The 26,134-nt window shown below is 41.5% G+C and carries 20 protein-coding genes and 5 pseudogenes; 19 read left to right on the plus strand and 6 right to left on the minus strand.

Annotation, left to right across the window (positions count from 1 at the left end; all coding sequences use genetic code 11):
• Window positions 1–23 precede the first annotated feature (23 nt).
• From MFLO_RS03095 to MFLO_RS03125, 7 genes and pseudogenes are all read left to right on the plus strand, one after another.
• On the plus strand, window positions 24–848 hold the full coding sequence (locus MFLO_RS03095; RefSeq protein WP_036096306.1) for a pyruvate, water dikinase regulatory protein: 825 nt from the start codon (window positions 24–26) through the stop codon (window positions 846–848).
• 183 nt (window positions 849–1,031) lie between these two features.
• Complete coding sequence (locus MFLO_RS03100) at window positions 1,032–1,493, plus strand: YaiI/YqxD family protein (protein ID WP_036096308.1); 462 nt, start codon at window positions 1,032–1,034, stop codon at window positions 1,491–1,493.
• Window positions 1,493–3,395 (plus strand): annotated as a pseudogene (gene dnaG, locus MFLO_RS03105) (DNA primase). The gene MFLO_RS03100 and the pseudogene dnaG overlap by 1 nt, the downstream one beginning before the upstream one ends.
• A gap of 80 nt (window positions 3,396–3,475) precedes the next feature.
• Window positions 3,476–4,597, plus strand: coding sequence for an RNA polymerase sigma factor RpoD (rpoD, locus tag MFLO_RS03110; RefSeq protein WP_036096309.1), 1,122 nt, complete (start codon window positions 3,476–3,478; stop codon window positions 4,595–4,597).
• Window positions 4,598–4,663: 66 nt separating this feature from the next.
• Window positions 4,664–5,365: a tRNA (adenine(22)-N(1))-methyltransferase gene (locus MFLO_RS03115; RefSeq protein WP_036096311.1), complete on the plus strand. Its 702-nt coding sequence runs from the start codon at window positions 4,664–4,666 to the stop codon at window positions 5,363–5,365.
• Window positions 5,362–6,484, plus strand: a pseudogene (locus tag MFLO_RS16935) (Nif3-like dinuclear metal center hexameric protein). The gene MFLO_RS03115 and the pseudogene MFLO_RS16935 overlap by 4 nt, the downstream one beginning before the upstream one ends.
• A gap of 22 nt (window positions 6,485–6,506) precedes the next feature.
• Window positions 6,507–7,283, plus strand: coding sequence for an alpha/beta fold hydrolase (locus tag MFLO_RS03125; protein ID WP_036096314.1), 777 nt, complete (start codon window positions 6,507–6,509; stop codon window positions 7,281–7,283).
• A 64-nt stretch (window positions 7,284–7,347) separates the two neighbouring features.
• On the opposite strand, the gene MFLO_RS03130 is transcribed toward MFLO_RS03125, so the two are convergent.
• The gene (locus MFLO_RS03130) at window positions 7,348–8,343 is read right to left on the minus strand and encodes a 4-hydroxy-3-methylbut-2-enyl diphosphate reductase (protein ID WP_036096315.1); all 996 of its coding nucleotides are present in this window, start codon (window positions 8,341–8,343) and stop codon (window positions 7,348–7,350) included.
• A 147-nt stretch (window positions 8,344–8,490) separates the two neighbouring features.
• Here MFLO_RS03130 and MFLO_RS03135 point away from each other — a divergent pair, with 147 nt between their 5' ends.
• The 3 genes from MFLO_RS03135 to MFLO_RS03145 are packed head-to-tail and all read left to right on the plus strand — an operon-like array spanning window position 8,491 to window position 11,654.
• Entirely contained in the window at window positions 8,491–9,807 is a 1,317-nt protein-coding gene (locus MFLO_RS03135; protein WP_036096319.1) for a DEAD/DEAH box helicase, read from the plus strand.
• The gene (locus MFLO_RS03140; protein ID WP_036096321.1) at window positions 9,804–10,703 is read left to right on the plus strand and encodes a deoxyribonuclease IV; all 900 of its coding nucleotides are present in this window, start codon (window positions 9,804–9,806) and stop codon (window positions 10,701–10,703) included. Before MFLO_RS03135 ends, MFLO_RS03140 begins: the two co-directional genes overlap by 4 nt.
• 24 nt (window positions 10,704–10,727) lie before the next feature.
• The gene (locus tag MFLO_RS03145; protein WP_036096322.1) at window positions 10,728–11,654 is read left to right on the plus strand and encodes a manganese-dependent inorganic pyrophosphatase; all 927 of its coding nucleotides are present in this window, start codon (window positions 10,728–10,730) and stop codon (window positions 11,652–11,654) included.
• Window positions 11,655–11,699: 45 nt separating this feature from the next.
• Here MFLO_RS03145 and MFLO_RS03150 read toward each other — a convergent pair whose 3' ends face one another.
• Window positions 11,700–12,398, minus strand: a complete 699-nt coding sequence (locus MFLO_RS03150) for a tryptophan-rich sensory protein (RefSeq protein ID WP_036096324.1) — start codon at window positions 12,396–12,398, stop codon at window positions 11,700–11,702.
• Between the two features lie 164 nt (window positions 12,399–12,562).
• Here MFLO_RS03150 and MFLO_RS03155 point away from each other — a divergent pair, with 164 nt between their 5' ends.
• The 3 genes from MFLO_RS03155 to MFLO_RS03165 are packed head-to-tail and all read left to right on the plus strand — an operon-like array spanning window position 12,563 to window position 14,607.
• Window positions 12,563–13,339, plus strand: coding sequence for a metal ABC transporter ATP-binding protein (locus MFLO_RS03155; protein ID WP_036096326.1), 777 nt, complete (start codon window positions 12,563–12,565; stop codon window positions 13,337–13,339).
• Complete coding sequence (locus tag MFLO_RS03160) at window positions 13,314–14,192, plus strand: metal ABC transporter permease (RefSeq protein WP_036096328.1); 879 nt, start codon at window positions 13,314–13,316, stop codon at window positions 14,190–14,192. Before MFLO_RS03155 ends, MFLO_RS03160 begins: the two co-directional genes overlap by 26 nt.
• Window positions 14,173–14,607: a Fur family transcriptional regulator gene (locus MFLO_RS03165; RefSeq protein ID WP_036096330.1), complete on the plus strand. Its 435-nt coding sequence runs from the start codon at window positions 14,173–14,175 to the stop codon at window positions 14,605–14,607. The genes MFLO_RS03160 and MFLO_RS03165 overlap by 20 nt, the downstream gene beginning before the upstream one ends.
• A 22-nt stretch (window positions 14,608–14,629) precedes the next feature.
• Here MFLO_RS03165 and MFLO_RS03170 read toward each other — a convergent pair whose 3' ends face one another.
• The 4 genes from MFLO_RS03170 to MFLO_RS03185 all read right to left on the minus strand — a co-directional run bounded on the left by MFLO_RS03170 (window position 14,630) and on the right by MFLO_RS03185 (window position 17,860).
• A complete protein-coding gene (locus MFLO_RS03170; RefSeq protein WP_036096331.1) occupies window positions 14,630–14,956 on the minus strand; it encodes an AzlD domain-containing protein in 327 nt (108 codons plus the stop codon).
• On the minus strand, window positions 14,953–15,648 hold the full coding sequence (locus MFLO_RS03175; protein WP_036096333.1) for an AzlC family ABC transporter permease: 696 nt from the start codon (window positions 15,646–15,648) through the stop codon (window positions 14,953–14,955). Before MFLO_RS03175 ends, MFLO_RS03170 begins: the two co-directional genes overlap by 4 nt.
• 136 nt (window positions 15,649–15,784) lie before the next feature.
• Window positions 15,785–16,903 carry a flavodoxin-dependent (E)-4-hydroxy-3-methylbut-2-enyl-diphosphate synthase gene (gene ispG / locus MFLO_RS03180; protein ID WP_036096335.1) on the minus strand — a complete coding sequence of 373 codons (1,119 nt, stop codon included), beginning with the start codon at window positions 16,901–16,903 and terminating at the stop codon, window positions 15,785–15,787.
• 168 nt (window positions 16,904–17,071) lie between these two features.
• On the minus strand, window positions 17,072–17,860 hold the full coding sequence (locus tag MFLO_RS03185) for a DUF1189 domain-containing protein (RefSeq protein WP_036096337.1): 789 nt from the start codon (window positions 17,858–17,860) through the stop codon (window positions 17,072–17,074).
• A gap of 306 nt (window positions 17,861–18,166) precedes the next feature.
• Here MFLO_RS03185 and MFLO_RS03190 point away from each other — a divergent pair, with 306 nt between their 5' ends.
• The 6 genes and pseudogenes from MFLO_RS03190 (at window position 18,167) to MFLO_RS03215 (ending at window position 26,115) form a co-directional block, all read left to right on the plus strand.
• Window positions 18,167–18,775: a superoxide dismutase gene (locus tag MFLO_RS03190; protein ID WP_036096339.1), complete on the plus strand. Its 609-nt coding sequence runs from the start codon at window positions 18,167–18,169 to the stop codon at window positions 18,773–18,775.
• Between the two features lie 158 nt (window positions 18,776–18,933).
• Window positions 18,934–21,103, plus strand: a pseudogene (locus tag MFLO_RS16720) (peptidoglycan D,D-transpeptidase FtsI family protein).
• 103 nt (window positions 21,104–21,206) lie between these two features.
• A complete protein-coding gene (locus MFLO_RS03200; protein ID WP_051993467.1) occupies window positions 21,207–22,292 on the plus strand; it encodes an aspartate-semialdehyde dehydrogenase in 1,086 nt (361 codons plus the stop codon).
• Window positions 22,293–22,305: 13 nt separating this feature from the next.
• Window positions 22,306–23,519: pseudogene (dapG, locus tag MFLO_RS03205) on the plus strand (aspartate kinase).
• A 27-nt stretch (window positions 23,520–23,546) separates the two neighbouring features.
• Window positions 23,547–24,431 carry a 4-hydroxy-tetrahydrodipicolinate synthase gene (gene dapA, locus MFLO_RS03210; protein ID WP_036096341.1) on the plus strand — a complete coding sequence of 295 codons (885 nt, stop codon included), beginning with the start codon at window positions 23,547–23,549 and terminating at the stop codon, window positions 24,429–24,431.
• A 15-nt stretch (window positions 24,432–24,446) separates the two neighbouring features.
• Window positions 24,447–26,115: pseudogene (locus tag MFLO_RS03215) on the plus strand (ribonuclease J).
• Window positions 26,116–26,134 lie beyond the last annotated feature (19 nt).

Genomic DNA, 26,134 nt, shown 5'->3' on the forward strand with positions numbered 1-26,134 from the left:
TCGAATGAAAAGGAGATTTAAAAATGACTCAACCAGCTGTTTATGTTGTTTCTGATTCAACGGGAGAAACTGCTGAACTCGTCACAAGAGCGGCTCTTTCTCAGTTTGGACAAACACCAAAATTTATTCATCGTTTTCATCACATTGATTCGAAAGAAATGATTGAAGAAATTGTCGATCTTGTTGCTGTAAATAATGGTATTATTGTACACACGGTCGTTTTAGAAGATGTGCGGAAAGAACTCAATGAACAAGCTGAGGCATACGGCGTGCCGATCATTGATATTTTCGGGCCACTGCTTGGGCAACTTGAGAAAACGTATAAAATTAAGCCACTATCGGAACCTGGTAGAGTTCGGTCGCTTGATGAAGCGTACTTCAATAAAGTTGCAGCGATCGAATTTGCAGTAGAAAATGATGACGGGCGCAACCCGCGCGGTATTCTTCAAGCAGATTATGTATTGATTGGGGTGTCGCGGACATCTAAAACGCCACTTTCGCAGTATTTAGCTTTGAAGGGACTTAAAATCTGCAATATTCCAATTGTGCCAGAAGCTTCCATTCCGGAAGAGCTGTTTGAAATTGATCCGAATAAAATTATTGGATTAAAAATCAGTAAGACAAAGCTTAATCAGATTCGCTCGAAACGCTTGATTTCAATGGGGTTAAACGGAACTGGAATGTACTCAAGTGATGACCGTATTACAGAAGAACTGGTTTTCTTTAAAAAGCTGACAGATAAATTGGGATGTTTCGTTTTGGATGTGACCAATAAAGCCATTGAAGAGACAGCAAATGAAATTTTGATGCATATTGGTGAAATTGCTGACGAAAATTTAGAACTTTAAGGAGGACTTTTGCTTTTTATGGCGAATAAGTATAATATGCGAGGTTTATAAGCTTGAAATCGGCTTTTTAATCGCGTATAATCCATTCTTGCGGATTTACTTTCTTTCCGCTTGCATGTCGAATGAAAAACGGGTTTTTTACTCGTTTTTTGATTTGTTGAAGCTTGGTAAGGAGGGGGATTTTTGCCTAGAATGATTGTCGATGCGGATGCTTGTCCGGTCAAAACAGAAATCAATCAGTTAGCGGAACGTTATCAGATTGATGTTGTTTTTGTGGCTTCATATAATCACTTCAGCCCGTCAAAAGATGAAGGAACATGGGTGTATGTCGATACAGACAAAGAATCGGCAGATCTCAAAATCGTAAATTTATCAAAAAAGGGCGATATCGTGATTACACAAGACATTGGACTGGCGAGTATGCTTCTAGCAAAATGTACTATATTTTCGAATCGCGGCGAAATGTATCAAAATGATGCGATGACAATGCTACTCGAACAGCGTGAGTCTCGTGCAAAAGCAAGACGCCGCGGCGAGTATGGTAAAGGACCGCGAAAGTTGACGGAAAAAGATCGCCAAACTTTCACACAGAATTTGGATGGATTTTTAATGAATTTGAATGACGAGGGAGTTGACGGCAAATGATGCAACGGATTCCTGAAGAAACGATTGATCAAATTAGGAATCAAGCAGATATTGTCGATGTCATCGGGAATTATGTTCAGCTCAAAAAACAAGGACGAAATTATATTGGTCTTTGTCCATTTCACGGTGAAAAAACACCTTCTTTTTCTGTTTCTCCCGAAAAGCAGATTTTTCATTGTTTTGGATGCGGAAAAGGCGGGAATGTGTTCTCCTTTTTGATGGAACATGATCATCTGTCTTTTGTTGAATCGGTAAAAAAAGCCGCCGAATTAGCGCACTTGAACGTGGATTTGCCTGAAAATGTGGCCGGTGAAACGGATACAGGTGGAAAAGAGCAATCGAGCGAGGCCCGCAAGATGGTGGAGCTACATCAGCTGGCTGCAAAACTCTATCATTACCTGTTGCTTGAAACCGAGGAAGGCTTCCAAGCGCTTGAATATTTGAAGGAACGCGGAATGTCCGAGGCTATGATGACAGAATTTCAAGTCGGATTTGCGCCGAATCATCACGCCACGTTGACGTCTTTTCTAAAAAAAACGCGGGGTTGATCTTAATATGGCGGTTGAGGCAGGGCTGCTTTCGGAGCGGGATGACGGCACGATAACGGATCGTTTCAGGGGGAGAATCATGTTTCCAATTACAGACGATCGTGGACAGCTTGTCGGTTTTTCAGGTCGGCTTGTGAATCAAGAAAATGGGCCAAAGTATTTGAACACGCCGGAAACACCTATTTTCAACAAGCGCCGTCTGCTTTACCATTTTTCAGAAGGAAGAAGCGAAATCAGGAGGCGCGAAGAAGTGCTTTTGCTTGAGGGATTTATGGATGTGATTTCGTCGAGTGAAGCAGGACTTGCAAATGGAATTGCTTCGATGGGGACAAGTCTTACAGAGGAGCATATTCAGCTGATTAGGCGAATTGCAAATCGAGCAGTCATCTGTTATGACGGGGACCGGGCTGGAACGGAGGCCGCGTATAAAGCAGGACTACTTCTTGAAGAGAAAAGTCAGATGGAAATTTTTGTGTTGGCACTGCCAGGTGGAAAAGATCCGGATGAGTTTATCAAGGAATACGGCAAAGAACGCTATCTTGAGGTGTATCAGCATGAGCGGATGACTTGGACGGCGTACAAGCTGTTTTACTTGCGCAAGACACGAAACTTGAATAATGAGTCGGAGCAGCTATTATATATTGAGGAAGCACTCCAAGAAATTGGTAAGTTGAATCAAGCAGTTGAACGCGAACTTTATTTGAAACAGCTGAGTGATGAATTTGAAGTTTCGATTCCTGCTCTTAAAGAACAGTTGCAGCAATCGATTGCTGCAACTCGAACCAAAAAATCTTCTCAGCCGGCAAATGATGTTTATTATTTTGATGCTACACCGCCACCGGATGATTCTTTTGGCGGAATGCCGAGTTTTGAACGGCAGCCAAAGCAGACACTTAAAGCTTACCATGCTTCCGAGTACTTCTTAATGAAAGCGATGATTGGAGAAGCAGATGCTTTTTCTTCGATTCATCAGCTGTTGAATGGAATTTTATTTCAGCATGATGAATTTCAAGCTTTATATACGCATTTAATGGCTTATTATTTGGATGGAAACGAAGCGGACCCAGTGCGCTTTATGGATTATTTGACCGATCCGACATTGAAAAATCTGGTTTCCGAGCTTGAAATGCTTGATATACCTGATGAACAAACGATAAATGAATATATGGATTATATTAACAGCTTGAAAAAACAAAAGTTGCTGAGCATCATTAAAGAGAAGGAAGCGGAAGCAGCTGAAAAGGATCGCCTAGGCGATCAAGATGGAGCGAAAAAAGCACTAGTTAAAGTCATTTCTCTGCGCCAAAAATTGGATAAAGGCGATTATGATATAGAAGATGAGGATACGTTTTAAAACTGCGAAATAATGGTATGGAAAAGAGTATTTCCACCACATTGAATCGGCAGTATTTTTGGGAGGAGGAAATAGGCAGTATGAGCGAAAAACAAGAAAGTGTTAAACAAGGTACAGAAACGTTAGAACAAGTTAAAGAGGCATTAGAGGCAGAAGGTAAGAAAACAGGGGTTTTAACTTACAGCAATGTAGCCGCTAAATTAGCTCCCTTCACGCTTGATTCTGATCAAATGGATGAATATCTTGAGCACTTAACACAAGTTGGACTTGAAGTCGTAGACGACGATGAAGATGCAGATCCTGATGAAAAGGAACTTGTGAAAGAAGAAAGCGAAGAATTTGATTTAACCGATATGAGTGTGCCACCAGGTGTTAAAATAAACGACCCGGTTAGAATGTATTTGAAAGAAATCGGTCGGGTTGATTTGCTTTCTGCTGATGAAGAAATTGCACTCGCAAAACGAATCGAACAAGGGGATATTGAAGCAAAAGGACGTCTTGCTGAAGCCAATCTCCGTCTTGTAGTCAGTATCGCGAAACGGTATGTTGGTCGTGGTATGTTGTTCCTAGATTTGATCCAAGAAGGAAATATGGGATTAATGAAAGCTGTTGAAAAATTCGATTTCAACAAAGGATTCAAATTCAGTACCTACGCAACGTGGTGGATTCGTCAAGCGATTACCCGTGCGATTGCCGACCAAGCGCGTACGATTCGGATTCCGGTTCACATGGTTGAAACGATTAACAAATTGATTCGTGTTCAGCGTTCACTTCTGCAAGATTTAGGTCGTGATCCTTCTCCAGAGGAAATCGGAGAGGAAATGGATTTGCCGACAGAAAAAGTTCGTGAAATCTTGAAGATCGCGCAAGAACCAGTGTCGCTTGAAACGCCAATTGGTGAAGAAGACGATTCCCATTTAGGTGATTTCATCGAAGATCAAGAAGCCACTTCACCATCTGATCATGCTGCGTATGAACTGCTGAAAGAACAGTTGGAAGACGTGCTCGATACACTCACTGACCGCGAGGAAAATGTGCTTCGTCTCCGCTTCGGTCTTGACGACGGCAGAACACGTACTCTTGAAGAAGTCGGCCGTGTGTTTGGGGTAACTCGTGAACGGATTAGACAAATTGAAGCGAAAGCTCTTCGTAAATTACGCCACCCAAGCAGAAGCAAACAATTAAAGGACTTTTTAGAATAAAAAATAAGCGCCACATTCCTATCCGAATGTGGCGCTTCCTAAATAAAGACGTTTTGGGGTGATAAAATGAATGAGCAAAAATTATCGCTTCGCTTGGAAAAAGTAGCTAGTTTTATTGAACCGGAAAGCAGGATTGCTGATATCGGAAGCGATCATGCATACTTACCATGCTTTGCGGTACTTAAAAAGTTAGCGAGCTTCGCTGTAGCGGGTGAAATTGCTTTAGGACCGCTGAAATCAGCGGAAGAGCAAGTTGAAAAGACTGGATTAAGAGAGCAGATTATAGTTCGAAAAGGCGATGGACTTGAAGTCATTCAAGCAGAAGATCAGATTGATACGATTGTCATTGCCGGAATGGGTGGGCCACTGATAGCCTCGATTCTCGAACAAGGCAAGTCGAAGCTTGAAGGTGTGAAACGTTTAATTCTGCAACCGAACATCGCTGCGAATCGAATTCGCGAATGGGGTGTAAAAAATCACTTCCGCATTACGGCAGAAACAATTTTAAGTGAGGACCATAAAATTTATGAAATTTTGGTTTTGGAGCCGAGCGAGATGGCTTTGGAATACTCGGAGCAGGAACTAATTTTTGGACCGCTTTTACTTCAAGAAAAAAATCAAGTTTTTCGTGAAAAATGGCGTCATGAGCAAGAAATTTGGCAGAAGATCATTCAAAATATCGAAAATGAAGGCGGAGATGTGGCTAAACAAGCTAAAATCGCCGAATTAACAGCTAAAATCAAACTTGCAGAGGATGTGTTGAAATGAAAACAGCAAATGGTCATGAATATGCAGCAATACTTGAAGAAATTGCACCTAAAAAGCTCGCAATGGACGGAGATCCAATTGGTCTTCAACTTGGAGACTTATCAAAGAAAGTAAGAAAAATTATGTTTACTCTCGATGTGCTTGAAGAGGTAGTGGATGAAGCGGTTGAGGAAGGCGTTGATATGATTATTGCACACCATCCGTTTTTATACCGACCACTCAAGAAGATTGATATCGAGACAGCGCAAGGGCGAATGATTCGCAAGCTGATCAAGCATGACATTATTGTTTATGCGGCGCACACCAACCTCGATATTGCACAGGGCGGTGTCAATGACATTTTGGCAGATTTACTTGAACTTCGAGATACGCAGGTGATTGTGCCAACGTATCAAGAAGAATATACAAAAATTGTTGTTTTCGTTCCGGAAGATGCAGCTGATGCTGTGCGAAATGCTTTGATGCAAGCTGGAGCTGGTCAAATTGGTACAGAATATCAAGAATGCAGCTACGAAACGCTCGGCACAGGTCGTTTTAAACCGAGTAAAAACGCCAACCCGGCCATTGGGGAAAAAGAGGTGCTCGCAGAAGTTCCTGAGTTACGACTTGAAGCGATTGTGCGCAGCGGTCTTGCGCGTGCAGCAGCCCGCGCGGCGCAAGATGCCCATCCATATGAAGAGCCGGCAATTGATATCTATCCACTTCGTGAAAAAAAAATACATGGAAGGCCTTGGACGCGTTGGCAGACTGAAAAAAGAAATGAGCTTAGAAGCTTTCATCGATGTCGTAAAAGGTGTTCTTTCCATTGAAAATGTACGTCTGATTGGTGATCCAAGTACAAAAGTACGCAAAGTTGCGGTGCTTGGCGGCGATGGGAATAAATTCATCAACGAGGCGAAAAGAAGTGGGGCAGATGTGCTGATTACGGGCGATATTTATTATCATACGGGACATGATCTGCTTTCAATCGGACTTCCAACAATTGATGCAGGACATAATATTGAAAAAGTAATGAAAAGTTATTTAAAAACCAAATTTGAAGAGAAAGCAGCGGAAGCGGCTTACGATGTAAAATTAATGGTTTCTGAGAAAAATACCGATCCGTTTACTTATTTATAAACGCGAAGGAGCGTGGCTACAGTTGAAGCAAGAATGGCTGAATACGGGAAATGCTGAGATCTATCTGGAAAGTGCCGGAAGCGGCGAAGCGGTGATTTTTCTTCACGCTGGAGTGGCTGATCACCGGATGTGGCGCAAGGAATGGGAAGTGTTAAAAGAAAACCATCAAGTGATCAACCTTGATTTGCCGGGATTTGGTAAAAGCAAGTTCCTAACGAAAGATTTTTCTTACATAGAGATGCTTGAGTCGATCTTGGAGTATTTCAAGCTGGCGCGCGTTTCCTTTGTAGCTGCTTCTTATGGGGGAAAGATCGCACTGCAGTTTTTCTGTGCACGGCCGAATCTAGTTAACAAATTAGTGCTCATCTCACCGGCCGCAAGCGGCCTCGCCGAATCCCCAAGGTTGATTGAGTTTGAAGAAGCTGAAGAAAAACTACTTGAAGCGGGGAAATTGGAAGATGCTGCTTTGTTAAATGCTCATGTCTGGGCTTCTAATGCAGATCAGACGGTTCAAGATTTGATTTATGACATGCAGCTTGAGGCGTTTCAGGTTGAAATTGATCTCGATGTGACAGAGAAAGATGCTGTAGAAAACTTGCTTGCGCTCTATCAAAATCAAACGGCTCCAGTTTTATTGATTAATGGTGCTGACGATTTACCTGATTTTCTTGAAATTGCAGAGCATCTTGCTGGAAAGACCGAACAAGTTGAACGAATTATCCTCCCCAATACAGCGCATTTACCGAATTTAGAACAGCCGGATCAGATTGCTAGCCGGATCTCGAAGTTCCTTAGCTGAACTAGAAGCATTAAAAAGCCTGAAAATCAAACTTCAATACTTGATTTCCAGGCTTTTTGCGGCTTTAACGACCACCGTTTTTCAAATGTTCGAGTCGGGCACGCCGTTTTTCTTCCATATTTTTCTTTTTGGCACGCGGTAAAATAGCATCAGCATTCGTTTCATGATGCCGTTCCCAGGTTGTTGCATCATTCGGATCAAATTGATCTAAAAAGACGAGAACTTCGCGGATGACTTGTGTCGGTGTACTCGCTCCAGCTGTAACTGCGGCTTTTTTAGCATTCATCAGCCAATCAAGTTCAATTTCAGTGACATCAGAAACGCGATAAGCTTTTACGCCAGCTTTTTCTTCTGAAACTTGAGCAAGTCGGTTGGTATTGTTGCTACGCGGATCTCCAACAACAATCGTTAAATCGGCTCCTTTTGCTTGCTCAGCGACTGCTTCTTGACGTACTTGGGTAGCCATACAGATTTCTTTGTGATTTTCAGATTGTGGATACAGCGTGTGAATATAATCCATTAAATCAAGCACATCCCACTGGCTCATAGTGGTTTGATTGGTTACGAAGATTTTTTCTGCTGTTAAGTGCAGTGCATCGATATCTTCTTTTGTTTCAACGAGATGTACGATATCTGGAGCCGTACCGTAAGCACCTTCAGGCTCGGGATGCCCCTTTTTACCAATGTAAATCACATGATAGCCTTCTGCTTTTTTTTCTAAAATCAAATCGTACGTGCGCATAACGTCGGGGCAAGTTGCATCAATCGTGACCAGCCCTTTTTGTTTGGCGAGCTCTTTCACGCGTGGCGAAACACCATGCGCTGTGAAGATTACAGTGCCAGAATCAATTTGTTCTAGGATTTCCTCTCGATTTTCCCCGTCAAGTGTGCGGATACCAACTTCTTCAAAAGCATCCGTGACATGTTTATTATGAACGATCATTCCTAAAATATGAATAGGTCGCGGCAAATTTGGATCAAGCGATGCATTTTTGGCAATCACCATCGCATCAACCACGCCATAACAGTATCCGCGTGGACTTATTTTAATAATCTCCATTCGTGTTATTCCTCCTAGAGAGTCTTCTTTAAAACTTAATTATATAAGAGAAATGACTTTTTGGCTATATTTTGTCTTTTACTCTCGCGAGATAGGCCTTGTAATGGTATAATGACACAAGAAACTGAAACGGAGTGAAGTGAATTTATGAAAAAAACAAGGTTCGACCAATTTGGTTTTAAGCCTTTTATTAACGAAGCGATCAACGCACTTGGATTTTACGAACCGACACCGGTTCAGCAAAAATTGATTCCAGGGGTGCTTCGCGGTGAAAGTATCATTGGCCAGTCACAAACGGGAACAGGAAAAACGCATACGTTCCTTCTTCCTATCCTTGAAAAGATCAATCCAAACGAGGAAGGCGTTTTTGCTGTGATTACAGCGCCAAGCCGTGAACTTGCGACACAAATTTATAATGAAGTTCGGAAAATCACAAAACATAGTGAAGCGGACATTTCAACGCACTTGATTATCGGTGGAACGGATAAACAGCGATCCATCGAGAAGCTGAAAAAACAACCACACATCGTAATCGGAACACCTGGACGGATTAATGATATGATTCGTGAACAAGCACTCTTTGTGCACACTGCAAAAGTACTCGTAATCGATGAAGCGGACATGACACTTGATATGGGCTTTTTAACTGATGTCGATCAAATTGCTGGTAAAATGCCACAAAACTTGCAAATGCTTGTCTTTTCAGCAACGATTCCTGAGAAGTTAAAACCTTTTTTGAAAAAGTATATGGAAAATCCACGTTATGAGCATATTTCGCCGAATGTTGTGGCGACACAAACAATTGAGCATTGGCTTATGCCGCAAAAGAGCCGAAATAAACTCGATTTGCTTAAAGAAACCTTGGTAACATTCCAGCCATTTTTGGCGATTGTTTTTGCCAATACAAAGCAAACAGCTGATTTCATCCATGAAGGCCTTGTGAAGCGCGGTCTTAAAGTTGCGAAAATTCATGGCGATGTTCCACCTCGTGAGCGGAAACGGACAATGAAGCAAATTGAAAACATGGACTTCCAATATATCGTGGCGACAGATTTAGCTGCGCGCGGAATTGATATTCAAGGAATTAGCCATGTAGTCAATTATGAGCTACCTGAGGATAATGATTTTTACATTCACCGAACGGGACGAACAGGTCGCGCAGGTCATAACGGGATTGCACTGACAATTTTTGAACCGAAAGATGAAGATCGTTTAAATCAGCTTGAAAAACTCGGAATCAGCTTTAAACATGTGGAGCTAAAAAACGGCGAATTTGTAGAGACATTTGATCGCAACAAACGTGCTAAACGTGAAGCCAAACGTGAAGCTGCTGATCCGCGTGAAATCGGTATGCGTAAGAAAGCAAAACAAAAACGCAAACCAGGTTATAAGAAAAAGATCAACTATAAAATGGCGGAGATTAAACGCCGTGAAAATCGCAAAAAGAATCGAGGGAAAAGATGAGTAATTTACGAATCGGCTCGCACGTTTCAATGAGTGGAAAGAAGATGCTTCTCGGCGCGAGCGAAGAAGCCCTTTCTTATCAAGCGAATACGTTTATGATTTACACAGGAGCACCGCAAAACACACGCCGCAAACCGATTGATGAACTGAACATTGAAGCGGGGCTTGCACATATGAAAGCGAACGGGATGGACGATATTGTTGTTCATGCCCCGTACATTATTAATATTGGCAATGCCGTTAAACCAGAGACTTTTGAACTTGGCGTGAGCTTCTTGCAGCAAGAAATTGAGCGGACGGCTGCGCTTTCAGCCAAGCAAATTGTACTGCATCCAGGGGCACATGTCGGTGAGGGAGCAGAAACCGGGATCAAGCAAATTATCAAAGGATTGAACGAAGCAATTGATCCAAAATATGATGTTCAAATTGCACTTGAAACTATGGCAGGAAAAGGTACTGAAATCGGTCGGAGTTTTGATGAGTTGGCAAAAATTATCGACGGAGTAACGCATAATGAACGTCTTTCTGTTACATTCGACACGTGTCACGTGCATGATGCAGGCTACGATATCGTGCAGGATTTTGATGGTGTCTTGAATGAATTTGACAAAATTATCGGTTTAGAAAGATTGAAAGTGCTTCATATCAATGATAGTAAAAATGAGCGCGGAGCCCACAAAGACCGTCATGCGAATATTGGTTTCGGGCACATCGGCTTCGATGCGCTGAATTACATTGTCCATCATGATCAACTGATGGATCGCCCGAAAATTCTTGAAACACCCTATGTCGGTGAGGATAAAACGAATAAAAAACCGCCTTACAAATTTGAGATTGAAATGTTGCGCAAGCAAAGTTTTGATCCAGATTTACTAGCCAAAATTATGGCTGAATAACAAGGAAATAAGGAGAGATTTATAATGGAAAAAATGTTGGTTTTTGGTCATAAAAATCCAGATACAGATACAATTTGCTCGGCAATTGCCTTTAGCGAACTAAAAAAAGCTGCAGGTATCGAAGTGGAGCCTGTTCGTCTTGGCGAACTTAATTCAGAGACAGCCTTTGTACTTGAAAAAGCAGGTATTGAAGCTCCTAGGCTTGTTAAAACCGTTGCAAATGAAGTGAAAACCGTTTGCTTAGTTGACCATAATGAAGCGCAGCAAAGCGTGGATGACCTTAAGGACGTAACGATACATAGCGTTGTTGATCATCACCGGATTGCAAACTTTGAAACGGCTGATCCGCTTTATTATCGCGCGGAACCGGTAGGCTGTACGGCAACGATCTTAACAAAAATGTTCCATGAAGCTGATGCCCCCATTTCGAAGCTAGCCGCTCGTTTAATGGTTTCTGCAATTGTTTCAGATACTTTGCTGTTTAAATCACCGACATCAACGGCTGAGGATGAAAATGCAGCACGTGAACTAGCTGCAATTGCTGGACTTGATCTTGAAGTATATGGGATGGAACTGCTACGCGCTGGTGCTGATGTGAGTACAAAAACAGTTGCTGAACTTTTACTTGATGCAAAAGAATTTGAGATGGGTAGTGCGAAGGTCGAGATTGCTCAAATTAATGTCGTAGATGAAAATGATGTTATTTCACGACTTGAAGAAGTGACACCTGTCATTACCAAGACAGTTGCTGACAAAGGTCTAGATTTATACTTGTTTGTTGTTACTAACATCTTAACGAATGATTCTGTTGGTATTGCTTATGGCGAGAAAACAGCAGCTGTTGAGGAAGCTTACGGGGTAACACTTATTGATCACAAGGCACCGCTTGTCGGCGTAGTTTCACGTAAAAAACAAGTTGTGCCAGTTCTGACAGAAATTTTCACAAATTGATTTGCAAAAACCTGCTTGATTCGTTCAAGCAGGTTTTTTTGACGGCTAAATTTTCTTAAGTTTAAACCAATTGAGCATAAAGAGCAGAATGGCACAAATAAGAGCAATATAGCGAACGAGCATATTTCCATCTAGCTGGGCAATAAAAATGCCAATATAAGCCCAAACAAAGATAAGCGGGTAAACAAAGTCGTTTTGTGCATATCTGAAAATGAGTGCAATCACGCTACCGAGTAAGATGAAAATTACTGTTAAAAGCGGCTCATAAATGGTACTATTATGTGCAGCAAGGAAATAGCTGATATTTGCAAAAGTCGCGACGGAAATCCAGCCGAGATAAACGGAAAATGGCAAGCGCCAAAGCCGTTTTCGTGCAAGTTGTTTTTGACCAATGTAAATGCGAATAAGTGATAGTAAAATGGCAAACATAATGATGAGCGATAAAAAAATCAAACTAAAATGCCAAGCAAAGATCCACGCTGCATTTAGCAAGTTACTAATACTGATCGTTGTCATCAGCTTTTTATCGAGCTTGCGATAATTCATTGAAGCCCCGATCAGCCACAACAAAAGAAGAAGATAAATCAGTCCCCAAATTGAAAATACGTAGCCTGCAGGAGTGAATAGGGCGGCATATCGATCGCTTATTTCTCCAGTTGTCATTCCATTAAGTGGAAGTAAATTTGCGAGTATATTCACAGCTAACATCGTAAAATAAGTTAAATACATCCAAATTAGCGGCATATGTAATTTTTCCTCCTTTACAATACAATAGCATTATTCCCCGAAAAATAAAAATATAATCCTGATAATTCTTAATCGAAATCATTTCGATTTACAAAAAAATGAAATTCAGCTATAATGATAATGCATCTTGAATAGGCTTATTTTTTAAAGGAGCTGAAAGTATGACTGAAATCTTAAGGATCTCGGATTTGTCGTTTCATTACGATAGGGAAGAGGTGCTTCAACATATTTATCTATCAATACAAAAGGGTAGTTTTACAGGATTGATCGGACCAAATGGTTCAGGGAAATCGACTTTACTTAAATTAATTTTAGGGTTACTAAAAGTGCAGAAGGGTGAGATCGCGCTATTTGGCGAAACACAAACGGATTTAAAGGAAAGAGAAAAAATTGGTTTTGTTTCGCAAAAATCAAATTCCTTTAACTCCGCCTTTCCTGCCACAGTTAAAGAAGTTGTGGCCAGTGGTTTGACGAAGAAAAAAGGGTTGTTTCATATGCTTGGAAAAGCAGATCATGAAGCTGTCGAGACTGCTCTTGAAAAAGTGGCAATGGTAGATTTTATCGGGCGAAATATCGGTGAGCTTTCTGGCGGACAGCAGCAGCGGGTTTTCATTGCTCGTTCACTTGTCAGCAATCCGGAACTTTTAATTTTAGATGAGCCAACGGTTGGCGTCGATGCTAAAAATGTGCAGGCCTTTTATGAACTGCTACAGAAGTTAAATCAGCAATCCGGCATGACATTACTGCTTGTCACACACGATCTCTTGGCGGTCAGTCATTATCTGGATCATGTGATCAGTTTGAATAAGCGGGTTCTCTTTGATGGATCAGCCCGCGACTATGGACTATATCTCGAAGAACGTGAAATCGAAGCAACAGCTGGAATTTACGGGAAGCAGGAGGGAACAAACTGTGATTGCCACGCTGTTTCAATATGAATTTATTCGCAATACGTTTATTGTTGGGCTTGTGATAGGTGTAGTTGCTCCGCTTCTTGGCAGTTTTATCGTGGTTCGTAAGCTGTCACTTATGGCGGACGCACTTAGTCATGTCAGCTTAGCAGGTATTGCGGTCAGTTTATTTTTAAGCAAGACTTATCTGCCGCTTGCTGGGCTTAACCCGCTTTATCTTGGATTCGCTTTTGCAACAGGCGGTTCACTTTTGATGGAGCGGCTACGATCGGCTTATCGTCATTTTGAAGAACTGGCCATTCCAATTATCATGTCATTTGGGATGGGATTTTCGGTAATTTTTATTTCGCTTGCCAATGGTTTTAATACCGATTTATTCAGCTACTTATTCGGCAGTGTTAGCGCGGTTAGCAAATCGGATATGTGGTCAATTACTGTGATTGCCGTGATTGTGTTTGTTGTGATTTTACTGCTTTATAAAGAATTATTTTTGCTGTCATTTGATGAAGAATATGCGCGAGTTTCAGGGATACGTGCCAAGGTTTTTGATGTCATCTTTATGGTACTTGTAGCACTTGTAATCGCAAGCTCAATGCGAATTGTTGGAATACTGCTTGTTTCTTCGCTTATGACGCTTCCGGTTGCGGCAGCAATTCGGATTGCAAACGGCTTTAAGCAAACGATTATTATTGCGATTGTTTTTGGTGAAATCGCAGTTCTTGGCGGACTTGTCAGCGCGTATTATTTAGATCTTGCGCCGGGAGGTTCGATCGTGATGATTTCTGTTTTGATTCTGATCTTCACGATGATTTATCAAAAGCTTAGAATCAAGTGGATTATTTCAAAACGAGGTGAAGAAAATGGCACTGTCAGCGAGTGAAGCATTGCTTAAAATGAAAGATTCTGGATACAAACATACAGACAAACGTGAATTTTTGATTCAATTATTCGTGCAGAAAAACCGTTACTTAACGGCAAAAGAAGTACAGGAAAGTATGAAAGATGATTTTCCAGGAATCAGTTTTGATACAATTTATCGGAATTTATCTCTATTTGTCGATCTTAATATTTTGGAGGAAACCGAGCTTTCGGGAGAGAAAAATTTCCGCCTAGCCTGTTCGCACGAGCATCACCATCATCATTTTATTTGCCTAGCTTGTGGCAAGACAAAAGAAATCATGCTTTGTCCAATGGATTTTTTGACAGATGCACTTCCTGATTATGAAATTGAAGGGCATAAATTTGAAATTTACGGTAAATGCCCGGATTGTATTAAAAATGGAAAAACTGCGTAAGGCACAAGCCTTACGCAATTTTTTATAAGAAAAGCCGCAATAATACCATTGATACGACTCCGACAATAACGATAGCAACCAGGCTTTTCGTGAGGATTGCCGTGATAATTGCTGGAAGTGAAGCAAGAAATGGCAAAAGTTGGATAGTTGGAAAATGTCCCGGATCAGATTTTAGCAGACTTTGAACGAAAAGAGCTGTCAAAATGGCCAAGGGAACATAGGAAAGATAGCTTAAGACGCTACTTGGCAGATTGATCTTTTTAACAAAAAGAAAGGGTAAAACGCGTGGCCCGACGGTTGCTACGGCACTTGCCAAGATAGCGAGAAAGGTATACATATGTATGGTCATTTTTCTGTCACCACCCCAATCAAGCAGCCGATCAGTGTTGCTGCGAGCACGGCTAGTTCAGGGCTTAAAAACCGCATGAAGAAGACGACAAGAACGGTTACTGTTAACATAATGAGAAGCGAATGCCCGATTTTTTTTGTTTTATCGTCGATGATTTGAAGATAAAGCAAACCGATGAACATCGCGGTAAGTGCAAAGTCGAGCCCGAAACTTTCAGGGTTTGGCAAAAAAGCACCGAGTACTGCGCCGAGGATACAGGATAGTACCCAAGCTACATATGCTGTGAGGTTCAAACCGTGCATCCAGCTCGTATTGATCATCTTAGTGCGACTAATTTGATTCATTGCAACAGCGAAAGATTCATCTGTTAGAAGAGAACCAATTCCAATATTTTGGAGGAGCGAGTCTTGTTTGAAATTTGGTGCTGTAGCCATACTCATGAGTAGATAACGTGAATTGACTAGAAATGTAGTGATAAAGATGGCAGAAACAGGTGTATGAAGCAAGAGCATGCCACAAATGATGAACTGTGCAGCACCTGCATAAACAAGACCAGACATGAGTCCGACTTCAAGAATGCTTAGCTCAGATGCCTTGCCAACGACGCCAGCAGCAATTCCGATACCAACATATCCGAGCACTGTCGGCAGGCAAGCTTTGACTCCGTCTACAAAAGTTAGATTATTTTCCATATTCCGCCTCCTTGGTGAATTTGGAATTATCATACCATAGTTGGCATAAAAAAGCCGGATTGATCTGTTTCCTGCATTTTGCAAGAATCAAACCATTCCGGCTTGGGTAAATTTAAAGTGTTTCGCGCTCTTTGATTTACTTGGCTTCAGCAGAAGCAGCTTCTTCGGCTGCTTTTTTAGCAAAGTATTCTTCAGCGAGAATATCAATTTCTTTTTTCAGTTCATCTACCATGATTTCCTCAGGAACTTTCCGAACGATTTTTCCATGACGGAATAATAGTCCTTCGCCGTGAGCACCAGCAATTCCGATGTCTGCTTCACGTGCTTCTCCTGGACCGTTTACAGCACAGCCAAGTACGGCAACTTTAATCGGCGCTTTAATCGTCGAAATATACTCTTCAACTTCATTTGCAATACTGATTAAATCAATCTCAATACGACCGCATGTTGGACAAGAAATTAAGGTAGCAGCGTTTGATGAAAGTCCGAACGATTTAAGCAGTTCACGAGCAACTTTCACTTCTTCAACCGGATCAGCACTGAGCGATACGCGGAGCGTATTGCCGATTCCACGACTTAGGATAGCTCCGAGTCCTGCAGCACTTTTGATGCCGCCGGCGAACTGGGTTCCGGATTCGGTAATACCAAGGTGAAGTGGGTAATTGAATGCTCGGCTCGCTTTATCATACGCTTCAATTGCAAGATTTACATCCGATGCTTTCAGTGAAACAATGATGTCATGGAAATCAAGGTCTTCCAATATCTTGATGTGATGAAGTGCGCTTTCGACCATACCATCAGCAGTTGGATAGCCGTATTTTTGGATGATTTTCTTTTCAAGGCTTCCGGCATTTACACCAATGCGGATCGGGATGCCTTTTGCTTTTGCAGCATTCACTACTTTTTCAACGCGCTCACGACGTCCGATATTCCCCGGATTGATCCGGATTTTATCAACACCTGCTTCGATTGCCATCAGAGCAAGGCGATAATCAAAATGAATATCGGCTACAAGTGGAATGTTAATGCGTTTTTTTATATCACTTAAAGCGTTAGCCGCGCGTTCATCTGGGCATGCTACCCGGACGATTTGACAGCCGGCTTCTTCAAGCCGTAAAATTTCAGCAACAGTAGCCTCGACATCATGCGTTTTGGTTGTTGCCATACTTTGAATAAATAGTTCGTTACTTCCGCCGATCGTTAGATTTCCAACTTTCACGGGACGGGTTTCAGTACGTAATGTTCTCTCGTTCAAGGATATTCGCTCCTTTTTCATTCACAATCTTAGTTTTTTCTTATCCTAAGTATCATACCACTTTTTTTTCAGTGAAAGCACTAGTTCAGCCGATTAGAATTTTCTCAGAAATAAAAAATCAGCTGTTTACAAGAAGACCGTAGCTTGCTTGTAACAACTGATTCGCTATTATTCTTTTTTGTCTTGCGGAATTGTTCGAATGGCTAAGAAAATGATAATCAAACTTACACCAATATTGATTTCCATTCCAAATGGCACTTGGATTTGGAACCATTCCATGATCATTGTAAAGACAGTGGCAAGCGTGATACTGTATGCGGCCATCATCCAGTTTTCTTTGTAGCTGATACCGCCACGTCCAAATCCAGATAAGATGAATCCGAATAATCCGTAAATCGCAACACGGAAAAAGGCTGATCCGAGCATAAAGAGGAAAAGAACGAACAGAATAAGCGGGATCACATATTTAGAAACATCTGTAATTGAACTGTAAATGCTCATCAAATCCGCTTTGTCGGAAATGCCAAGTGCAGAATAGCTGAACGATTGCGACATGCCGCCTGCTGTAATATAAATGCCATCAGATAAGAAAGCAAAGGCGCTTTCGTAAGAACCGATTTTGTTATCAACATCATCCTTATCAAGCGTTCCGCTTGCATCATAATAGATGTGCAGACTGCCTTCATCAATTGAAATCGGTAAATTTTCCGCTGCCCCATCTTTCGTTTGAAGTTTTCCATCAGCAACAGTAAAATCTGGAATTTGTTTTTCAAGGGTTTCTTCACTAAGTTTTAATGCATTTTGAGTTGTGGTTGTTGTATAGTAAGCAAGCGGCAAAAAAGCAAGAAACGATAAAACAATAATATAAATGATACTCTTACTTACTTTATCTTTGCGAAAGCTTGCAATATCTTGTGGCGAGTATAAACTCTTCCAAAAACGCTTAAAGATATTCATTTTCGTTGTCAGCACCTCACAGTATTAGTTTAAAAAAATGAGTAAAGGGAAGAGAATAAACGCGTGCGATTTTTCTTTCACCTGCCTACAATAATAGCTTGATTTTCTGCTAAAAGCAAACGGCTTAACTGCTTGGAGCAGAAAAATTGCAACTCGGTTTTGATCGTGATAGGCTAAAAGGTGTAAACGAATCGGTGATAAAAAGGCTTTCACTTTCATTTATTAGTACAATAGATGTGTGAGGTAAGCTAATAGACATACCCGAACTTCGCTTGCGACAATCAAAATTTCAAGGAGGAATTTACAGTGGCATATGAACTACCGAAATTACCATATACGTATGATGCGCTTGAACCAAACTTTGACAAGGAAACAATGGAAATCCATTATACGAAACACCACAATACTTACGTAACAAACTTGAATAACGCAGTGAAAGACTATCCTGAGCTAGCTGCAAAATCGGTTGAAGATTTAGTAGCAGATCTAAATAGTGTGCCTGAAAGCATTCGCACAGCGGTTCGCAATAACGGAGGCGGTCATGCAAATCACAGCTTATTCTGGACAATTCTTAGCCCTACTGGCGGCGGGGAACCAACTGGAGCTTTGAAAGATGCAATTGATAGCACATTTGGAGGCTTTGATGCTTTCAAAGAAAAATTTGCGGCTGCAGCAACCACTCGTTTCGGTTCTGGCTGGGCGTGGCTTGTTGTAAAAGACGGAAAACTTGAAATCATCAGCTTGCCAAACCAAGATTCTCCGCTTACAGAAGGTTATACGCCTGTACTCGGACTTGATGTTTGGGAACATGCCTACTACTTGAAATTCCAAAATCGCCGTCCTGAGTATATCAATACTTTCTGGAATGTGATTGACTGGAATGAAGCAAATCGTCGTTTTGAAGCGGCTAAATAAATTTGACAGTCACAACGCGGCTTGGAGAGTTTTCTCTTAGCCGCTTTTTTAATGTCCAAATGATTTTAATGAAATTCTCATTTTGAGAGAGTGGAAAAGTTGTCAGTTTTCCGATACAATAGGAAGAGGCATTTTACCATAGAGAGGGTTTGTGATACGTGAAACTGAATTTTAGAAAGAAGAAAGATCGGACGAAAAAAGAAAAAAACGTGCGGTCATTCCACTCCGTCTCAATATTTTATTTTTCGTGATTTTTATTTTATTTTCTGTTTTGATTCTACGTCTCGGTATTGTGCAGATTGTACAAGGAGACACCTATAAAAGGCAACTTGAGGAAACGGATAATGTGACGGTTTCAAAAAATGTACCACGCGGTGTTATTTTTGACCGTAATTATAATCTTATGGTTGGAAATACGGCAGTGAAGTCAATTACTTATACGCGTAGTCAAAAAAACAAAAAACATCAGAAATGCTTGAAGTGGCTCAAAAACTCGATAAAATGATTGATGTAGAAGTAGAAAAATTAACAGAACGTGATTTGAAAGATTACTGGATTTTGACGCATGAAAAAGAATCGCTTAATCGTTTATCGAAAAAAGAGCAAAATCTAGACGCTTCGAAAGCCTATAAAAAACAAGTGGAAGATGTCACTGAGAAAGATATCGCTTCACTGACAGACGAAGATAAACGCATCGCTACAATTTATAAGAAAATGACAAGCGGTTACGCAATGACAGAATCAATTGTTAAGGGTAAAGGTGTCACGGACGAGGAAATTGCGAAAGTCAGCGAAAACTTGGAGAGCCTTCCGGGTGTGGATACAACAACTGACTGGAATCGTTTCTATACCTATAATGAAACACTGCGTTCAATCCTCGGATCGGTTTCTTCCGCAAAAGAAGGGCTACCAAAAGAAAAAGCGGAATATTATTTATCGCAAGGTTACAGCCGCAATGATCGCGTCGGAAAGAGTTACTTGGAAGCGGAATATCAAAATATTTTAGCAGGGCAAAAATCGCAATCAGAAAGCGTGATGGATGCTCAAGGGAATATTATTGAAACGGTTCAAAAAAATGAAGGTTCAAAAGGCAAAGACCTAGTGCTTTCTGTTGATGTCGATTTCCAGCGTGCAGTGGAAGATATTTTACGAAAAAACATTCAAAAAGGAAAATCATCTGGGGGTTCTGATTTGTTAGACCGAGCTTTCGTTGTAGCGATGGATCCCTATAGCGGAGAAGTACTTGCGCTTGCTGGTCAAAAATTAAATGATAAAGGCAAATTTGAAGATTACTCGCTTGGAACGTTTACGACAGCTTATAATATGGGCTCGGCTGTAAAGGGGGCAACTGTTCTCGGCGGAATTATGAGTGATGCAATTACAAAGGACACTTATTTTACCGATCAGCCGATTAAGTTCAAAGGAACAAAAGCGAAGAGTTCTTGGTTTAACCGAAATGGTGAAGGAACGCGTACGCTGAACCCAGTAGGGGCTCTTGAAATTTCATCAAACTCATATATGTACCAAGTTTCAATGAAAATGGGTGGAGCAAAGTATGTCTACGATGGCCCGCTTCGTGCCCCTCTTTCAACATTTGACAAAATGCGCTACTATTATAATCAATTCGGATTAGGCGTTCGTACTGGAGTTGATCTTCCTGGCGAGCAAATTGGATATAAAGGTCCGGATGACACAGCTGGTAAAATTCTCGACTTTGCGATTGGACAATATGACTCATATACACCGCTTCAGCTAGCGCAATACTCATCCGTTGTCGCGAATGGTGGTTCACGAATTGCACCAACAATGTTGAAGGAAATTCGTAATCCAAGTACAAGCGGAGATACTGTTGGAACACTTGCAACAAGTACGAAACCAGATGTGCTAAACCGACTTGGTGTAACAGAGGCAGACATTCAAACTGTTCAAAATGGTTTTTATCAAGTAACACACGGTTCATCAGGAACTGCACGAACAGTCTTCACATCATCTGACTATGATGTGGCCGGAAAAACAGGAACTGCACAAGGATTCTATGACGGTCCAAAAGAAGGTTCGAAAATGGCAGATGTGTGGAATACAACTTTTGTTGGCTATGCACCGGTCAAAAAACCAGAAATTTCGATTGCTGTTGTTGTTCCGTGGGAATATCGTGATGGTTACAGCGATTCAAAAATTAATATGAGCATTGCAAAAGAAGTATTTGATAAATATTTTGAGCTTAAGAAAAAACGTGCAGAAGAGAAAAAGGAAACATCGCATGTCGATCAGCCAATCAATAATGTGCAGCAAGCACGTGCTGCACAATCGAAACAAACTGAAAAATAATTTGGCTTAGACCCCCGCTTCATGAAGCAGGGGTCTTTTTGATAAAACATACCAAAAGAACTGCGGAATAGCGGCTTTTATGGTATGATAAGAGAAGTTTAAAGTGAGCGAGTCACTTTTTGATGGAAAAAGGAGGAATCAGGTATGGCAAAAAAAATATCATGTAGCGGTTGTCGGCGCAACTGGAGCCGTTGGAACACAAATGATCGAACTCTTGGAAGAAGTATCTTCTTTTGAAATTGGGGAAGTTTCTTTTCTATCGTCTGCTCGGTCAGCAGGCCAAAAGAAAACATTCCGCGGGGAAGAAATCGAAATTAAAGAAGCTAAACCTGAGAGTTTTGAAGGCGTAGATATTGCGCTTTTCAGTGCTGGCGGTTCTGTTTCGAAAGAACTTGCTAAAGAAGCTGTCGAACGCGGAGCAATTGTGATCGACAATACGAGCGCCTTCCGCATGGACCCGACAGTTCCGCTCGTTGTTCCTGAGGTGAATGAACATGCGCTCAAAGGGCATAATGGAATTATTGCTAATCCGAACTGCTCAACGATTCAAATGGTGGCTGCTCTTGAGCCGATTCGTAAAGAATTCGGATTGAGTCGCATCATTGTTTCAACCTATCAAGCTGTGTCAGGTTCAGGCGTTTCGGCGATCAAAGAATTAAATGAACAATCGCAAGCCATTTTGAATGGCGAAGAATTTAAACCAAAAATTCTGCCGGTTAAAGGCGACAAAAAACACTATCAAATTGCGTTCAATGCTCTTCCACAAATCGATGTATTTACAGAAAATGATTATACATACGAAGAGATGAAGATGATCAATGAAACGCGTAAAATCATGGAAGATGATTCTATCAAAGTGGCAGCGACATGTGTGCGTATCCCGGTTGTAACTGGACACTCTGAATCGGTTTATATTGAAGTTGAGCAAGAAGGAATCTCTGCAGATGCGATTAAAAATAGCTTAAAAAATGCTCCAGGCGTTATTCTTGAAGATGATCCTGCTAATCAAGTGTATCCGCAAGCAGCAACAGCTGTTCACAAAAAAGAAGTGTTTGTCGGACGCATTCGTTCTGACCTTGATGATCCAAAAGGCTTCCATATGTGGATTGTCTCGGATAATTTGCTGAAAGGCGCGGCTTGGAACTCCATTCAAATCGCTGAAAGCTTAGTGAAACTAGAAATAATTTAGAGGTGTCTCTGGAATGAAAATTATCGTACAAAAATTTGGCGGAACTTCCGTCCAAAGCGCTGAAACTAGGCAAATGGCTTTTCGTCACATCGAGCGTGCGACGCAAGAAGGCTATAAAGTTGTTGTAGTTGTCTCAGCGATCGGACGTTTTGGCGACCCTTACGCAACAGATACTTTGCTTGAATTAATTGGTGCCAAGGGAACGAAACTTTCTAATCGCGAGCAGGACATGCTGCTTTCTGTTGGTGAAACGATTTCTTGCGCAGTATTCACGAATATGCTGAAAGAAGCTGGAATTGATGCGGTGGGCTTCTCAGGCGGTCAAGCTGGTATCCGCACAACAAGCGATCATTTGAACGCAAAAATCCTTGAAATTGATACAAAACGTCTTTTAAAAGCGCTTGAACAAGTGAGTGTGGCAGTTGTGGCTGGTTTTCAAGGACTTGATGAACTGGGTGACATTACGACACTTGGACGTGGGGGAAGCGATACATCAGCTGCCGCGCTTGGCGTTGCACTCGGTGCAGATTACGTAGATATTTTTACAGATGTTGACGGGATGATGACGGCCGATCCGCGTATTGTCGAACATGCTAAAAGTTTGCCGCGCGTAAGTTACAATGAAGTAAGTAACATGGCTTATCAAGGTGCAAAAGTCATTCATCCGAGAGCTGTTGAAATTGCGATGATGGCGAAGATTCCCATGCGGATTCGCTCGACTTACCTGGACGGTGAGGGAACGCTCGTCGCCGCTTTGCCGCATACAGATGGGCATTTTGATATTAAAGAACGACTCGTTACCGGAATTGCGCATGTGACAAACTTGACGCAAATAACCGTGGATACGGCTTCGGCAGATAAGCAGCAAGAAGCTTTTAGTTTATTGGCCGATCAAGGTATCAGCTTGGATTTCATCAACATCGGGGTAACGAGTATCGCTTTCACGGTTCCAGAAGAAAAAACTAAGAAAACTGCTGATTTGTTGAAAGCAGAAGGTTTCCTTGTAGAAATTAAAGAGCGGTGCGCAAAAGTGTCGATTGTTGGAGCCGGCATTACTGGCGTCCCTGGCGTAACCGCTAAGATTGTCAGTGCGCTTGCAAAAGAACATATTAAAATTTTTGCAGTCTGCTGACAGCCACACAACCATCTGGGTTTTAATCAGTGAAGAGGATTTAAAAAAAAGCAGTCAATGCTTTGCATGATACGTTTTGTTTAGAAATGGAATAAAACAGTGCTGGATTAGGAGGAGTAAAAATGAATTTTGGAAAAGTCATTACAGCGATGGTCACCCCGATTCATCCCGAGAAGAATGTGGTTTGCCGTAAGCGTATCCATCGTTTAGTCGATCATTTGATTGAAACGGGTTCGGATGGTCTCGTTGTTGCGGGTACAACCGGGGAATCACCTACGCTTTCCCACGAAGAAAAAATCAAACTTCTAACAGAAGTCGTGAAAGCAAATGACGGTCGTGCCAAACTGATTGCTGGAACGGGCACGAATAATACGGCAGAAACCATTCGTTTTACAAAGGAAGTAGCAGAGCTTGGCGGATTTGATGCGGCTCTTGTCGTAACACCTTATTATAATAAACCCAATCAGCGCGGTATTTACGAGCATTTCAAAGCAGTAGCAGAGAGCAGCCCGCTACCGATCATGATTTATAACATTCCTGGTCGATCTGTTGTAAATATTGAACCAGAAACAATCATTGAGCTTTCCAAGCTACCAAATATCGTTTCAGTCAAAGAATCAAGCGGAAATCTGGAAAATATTTCGCAGATCATCGAAGAAACCTCAGATGATTTTACGGTATATAGCGGAGACGACAGTCTGACACTTCCGATTTTATCCGTTGGCGGAAACGGTGTGGTATCCGTATTGAGCAACGTGTTAGGACGTGAAACCAAAGCAGTAATCGAAGCCTATGAACGGGGAGATGTTGGTTTAGCAGCAGCTAAACACCGAAAACTCCTTCCACTGATGCGAGGCTTGTTCAGTTCACCAAATCCTGCTCCAACAAAATATCTTTTAAATAAACAAGGTATTGATGTTGGCCCGGTTCGCTTGCCGCTCGTTGATGTTGACGAAGAGCAGGGAAAAAAATTAGAAGCTATTTTCGAGCAGTCGAAAGAAAGCTAAAGGAGGTTTTTCGCTTTGGCATTAAAAAAAGCGAAGCATATTAAAATTATTCCGTTAGGCGGAGTAGATGAAAGCGGAAAAAACATGTACGTCGTAGAAGTGGACGATGAAATTTTTGTTTTAGATGCAGGACTGATGTTCCCTGAGGATGAACTTCTAGGAATTGATGTTGTTATCCCTGATTTTAAATATTTAGAAGAAAATAAAGATCGTGTGAAAGCAATTATTCTTTCTCATGGACATGAAGATGCCATCGGTGCACTTCCTTACTTGCTACAAAAAGTGAAAGTGCCGGTTTATGGAACAGAACTCACCATTGCACTTGCAAAAAATTCCGTGAAAGAGTATCGCAAAGTTCGTTTTAAAAAATTTCCATGTTATTGATGAAGACAGCGTAATCAAATTTAATAAGGCAACGATTCAATTCTTCCGTACCACACACACAATTCCCGATTCTGTCGGCATTGTAGTGAATACAAGCGAAGGATCAATCGTTTACTCTGGTGATTTTAAATTTGATCAATCTGCAAAAGAAGGCTATGAAACAAGCCTAAGTGCAATTGCAGATGTCGGCGAAGCAGGTGTACTTGCGCTCTTATCAGATAGTTCTGAAGCAGAACATCCGGGAACGACATCAAGCGATAGCGAAATTGAAGAAGAAGTCCGACATGCTTTCCGAACAGCCGAGGGACGTATTATCGTAGCATGTGTCGCTTCCAATGTAATTCGACTGCAGCAAGTGATGGATGCCTCTGCGGCAACGAAACGCAAAGTTGTCATTGTCGGAAAAGAGTTAGAACGTGTAGTTGAGATTACACGCGAACTTGATAAGCTTAAGGTTGAAGATGATTTGATCATTCCGTTTAAAGAAATGAAGAAATACAAAGACGAGCAAATTACAATTATCGAAACAGGAAACCTTGGAGAACCCATCCAATCGCTGCAACAGATGACAAAAGGTAGCCACCCACAAGTGAATATTAAAGCAGGAGATACAGTTTATATCACAACCACACCAAGTCCTTCACTCGAAACCATGATGGCGAAAACAATTGATATGCTTTATCGTGCAGGTGCGCGCGTTCTAACAATGAGCCGTAATCTTTTCATATCTGGCCATGCGAGCCAAGATGATTTGAAACTGCTGATTAATCTCTTGAAACCAACCTATTTTGTTCCAGTTCACGGGGAGTATCGAATGCTGATCAGTCATGCAAAACTTGCAAATAGCGTCGGGATTCCAAAATCAAATGTCTTTGTCGTCGGTAAAGGAGAAATCGTCGAATATAAAGCAGGCAAAATGAGCGTTGGAAACCGTGTTTACGCTGGGAATACGCTGATTGACGGACTTGGAGTAGGGGATGTCGGCAATATTGTTCTTAGAGACCGCAAACTGCTTTCAGAAGACGGAATCTTTATTGTCGTTGTGACATTAAGCCGTCGCCAGAAGATCCTTGTTTCCGGTCCAGAAATCATTTCGAGAGGCTTCATCTATGTACGTGAATCCGAGCATTTGATCGAAGAATCGCAGAAACTTGTTACGAAAATCGTAGAAAAGAACCTTGAAGATAGTGAATTTGAGTGGTCGAAACTGAAACAAGATGTGCGTGATCAACTTAATCGTTATCTATTTGAGCAAACAAAACGCCGTCCCATGATTTTACCGATCATTATGGAAGTGTAAAAAAAAGCCTAAACCGTTC

It is taken from the genome of Listeria floridensis FSL S10-1187 (assembly GCF_000525875.1).
Taxonomy (GTDB): domain Bacteria; phylum Bacillota; class Bacilli; order Lactobacillales; family Listeriaceae; genus Listeria; species Listeria floridensis.

Coding starts and splice junctions, on each gene's coding strand:
- dapA (WP_036096341.1), top strand. CDS start 23,547: ATGAATTTTGGAAAAGTCATTACAGCGATGGTCACCCCGATTCATCCC.
- MFLO_RS03135 (WP_036096319.1), top strand. CDS start 8,491: ATGAAAAAAACAAGGTTCGACCAATTTGGTTTTAAGCCTTTTATTAAC.
- MFLO_RS03150 (WP_036096324.1), bottom strand. CDS start 12,398: ATGCCGCTAATTTGGATGTATTTAACTTATTTTACGATGTTAGCTGTG.
- MFLO_RS03170 (WP_036096331.1), bottom strand. CDS start 14,956: ATGACCATACATATGTATACCTTTCTCGCTATCTTGGCAAGTGCCGTA.
- MFLO_RS03115 (WP_036096311.1), top strand. CDS start 4,664: ATGAATGAGCAAAAATTATCGCTTCGCTTGGAAAAAGTAGCTAGTTTT.
- MFLO_RS03155 (WP_036096326.1), top strand. CDS start 12,563: ATGACTGAAATCTTAAGGATCTCGGATTTGTCGTTTCATTACGATAGG.
- MFLO_RS03185 (WP_036096337.1), bottom strand. CDS start 17,860: ATGAATATCTTTAAGCGTTTTTGGAAGAGTTTATACTCGCCACAAGAT.
- rpoD (WP_036096309.1), top strand. CDS start 3,476: ATGAGCGAAAAACAAGAAAGTGTTAAACAAGGTACAGAAACGTTAGAA.
- MFLO_RS03165 (WP_036096330.1), top strand. CDS start 14,173: ATGGCACTGTCAGCGAGTGAAGCATTGCTTAAAATGAAAGATTCTGGA.
- MFLO_RS03095 (WP_036096306.1), top strand. CDS start 24: ATGACTCAACCAGCTGTTTATGTTGTTTCTGATTCAACGGGAGAAACT.
- MFLO_RS03140 (WP_036096321.1), top strand. CDS start 9,804: ATGAGTAATTTACGAATCGGCTCGCACGTTTCAATGAGTGGAAAGAAG.
- MFLO_RS03145 (WP_036096322.1), top strand. CDS start 10,728: ATGGAAAAAATGTTGGTTTTTGGTCATAAAAATCCAGATACAGATACA.
- MFLO_RS03175 (WP_036096333.1), bottom strand. CDS start 15,648: ATGGAAAATAATCTAACTTTTGTAGACGGAGTCAAAGCTTGCCTGCCG.
- MFLO_RS03130 (WP_036096315.1), bottom strand. CDS start 8,343: ATGGAGATTATTAAAATAAGTCCACGCGGATACTGTTATGGCGTGGTT.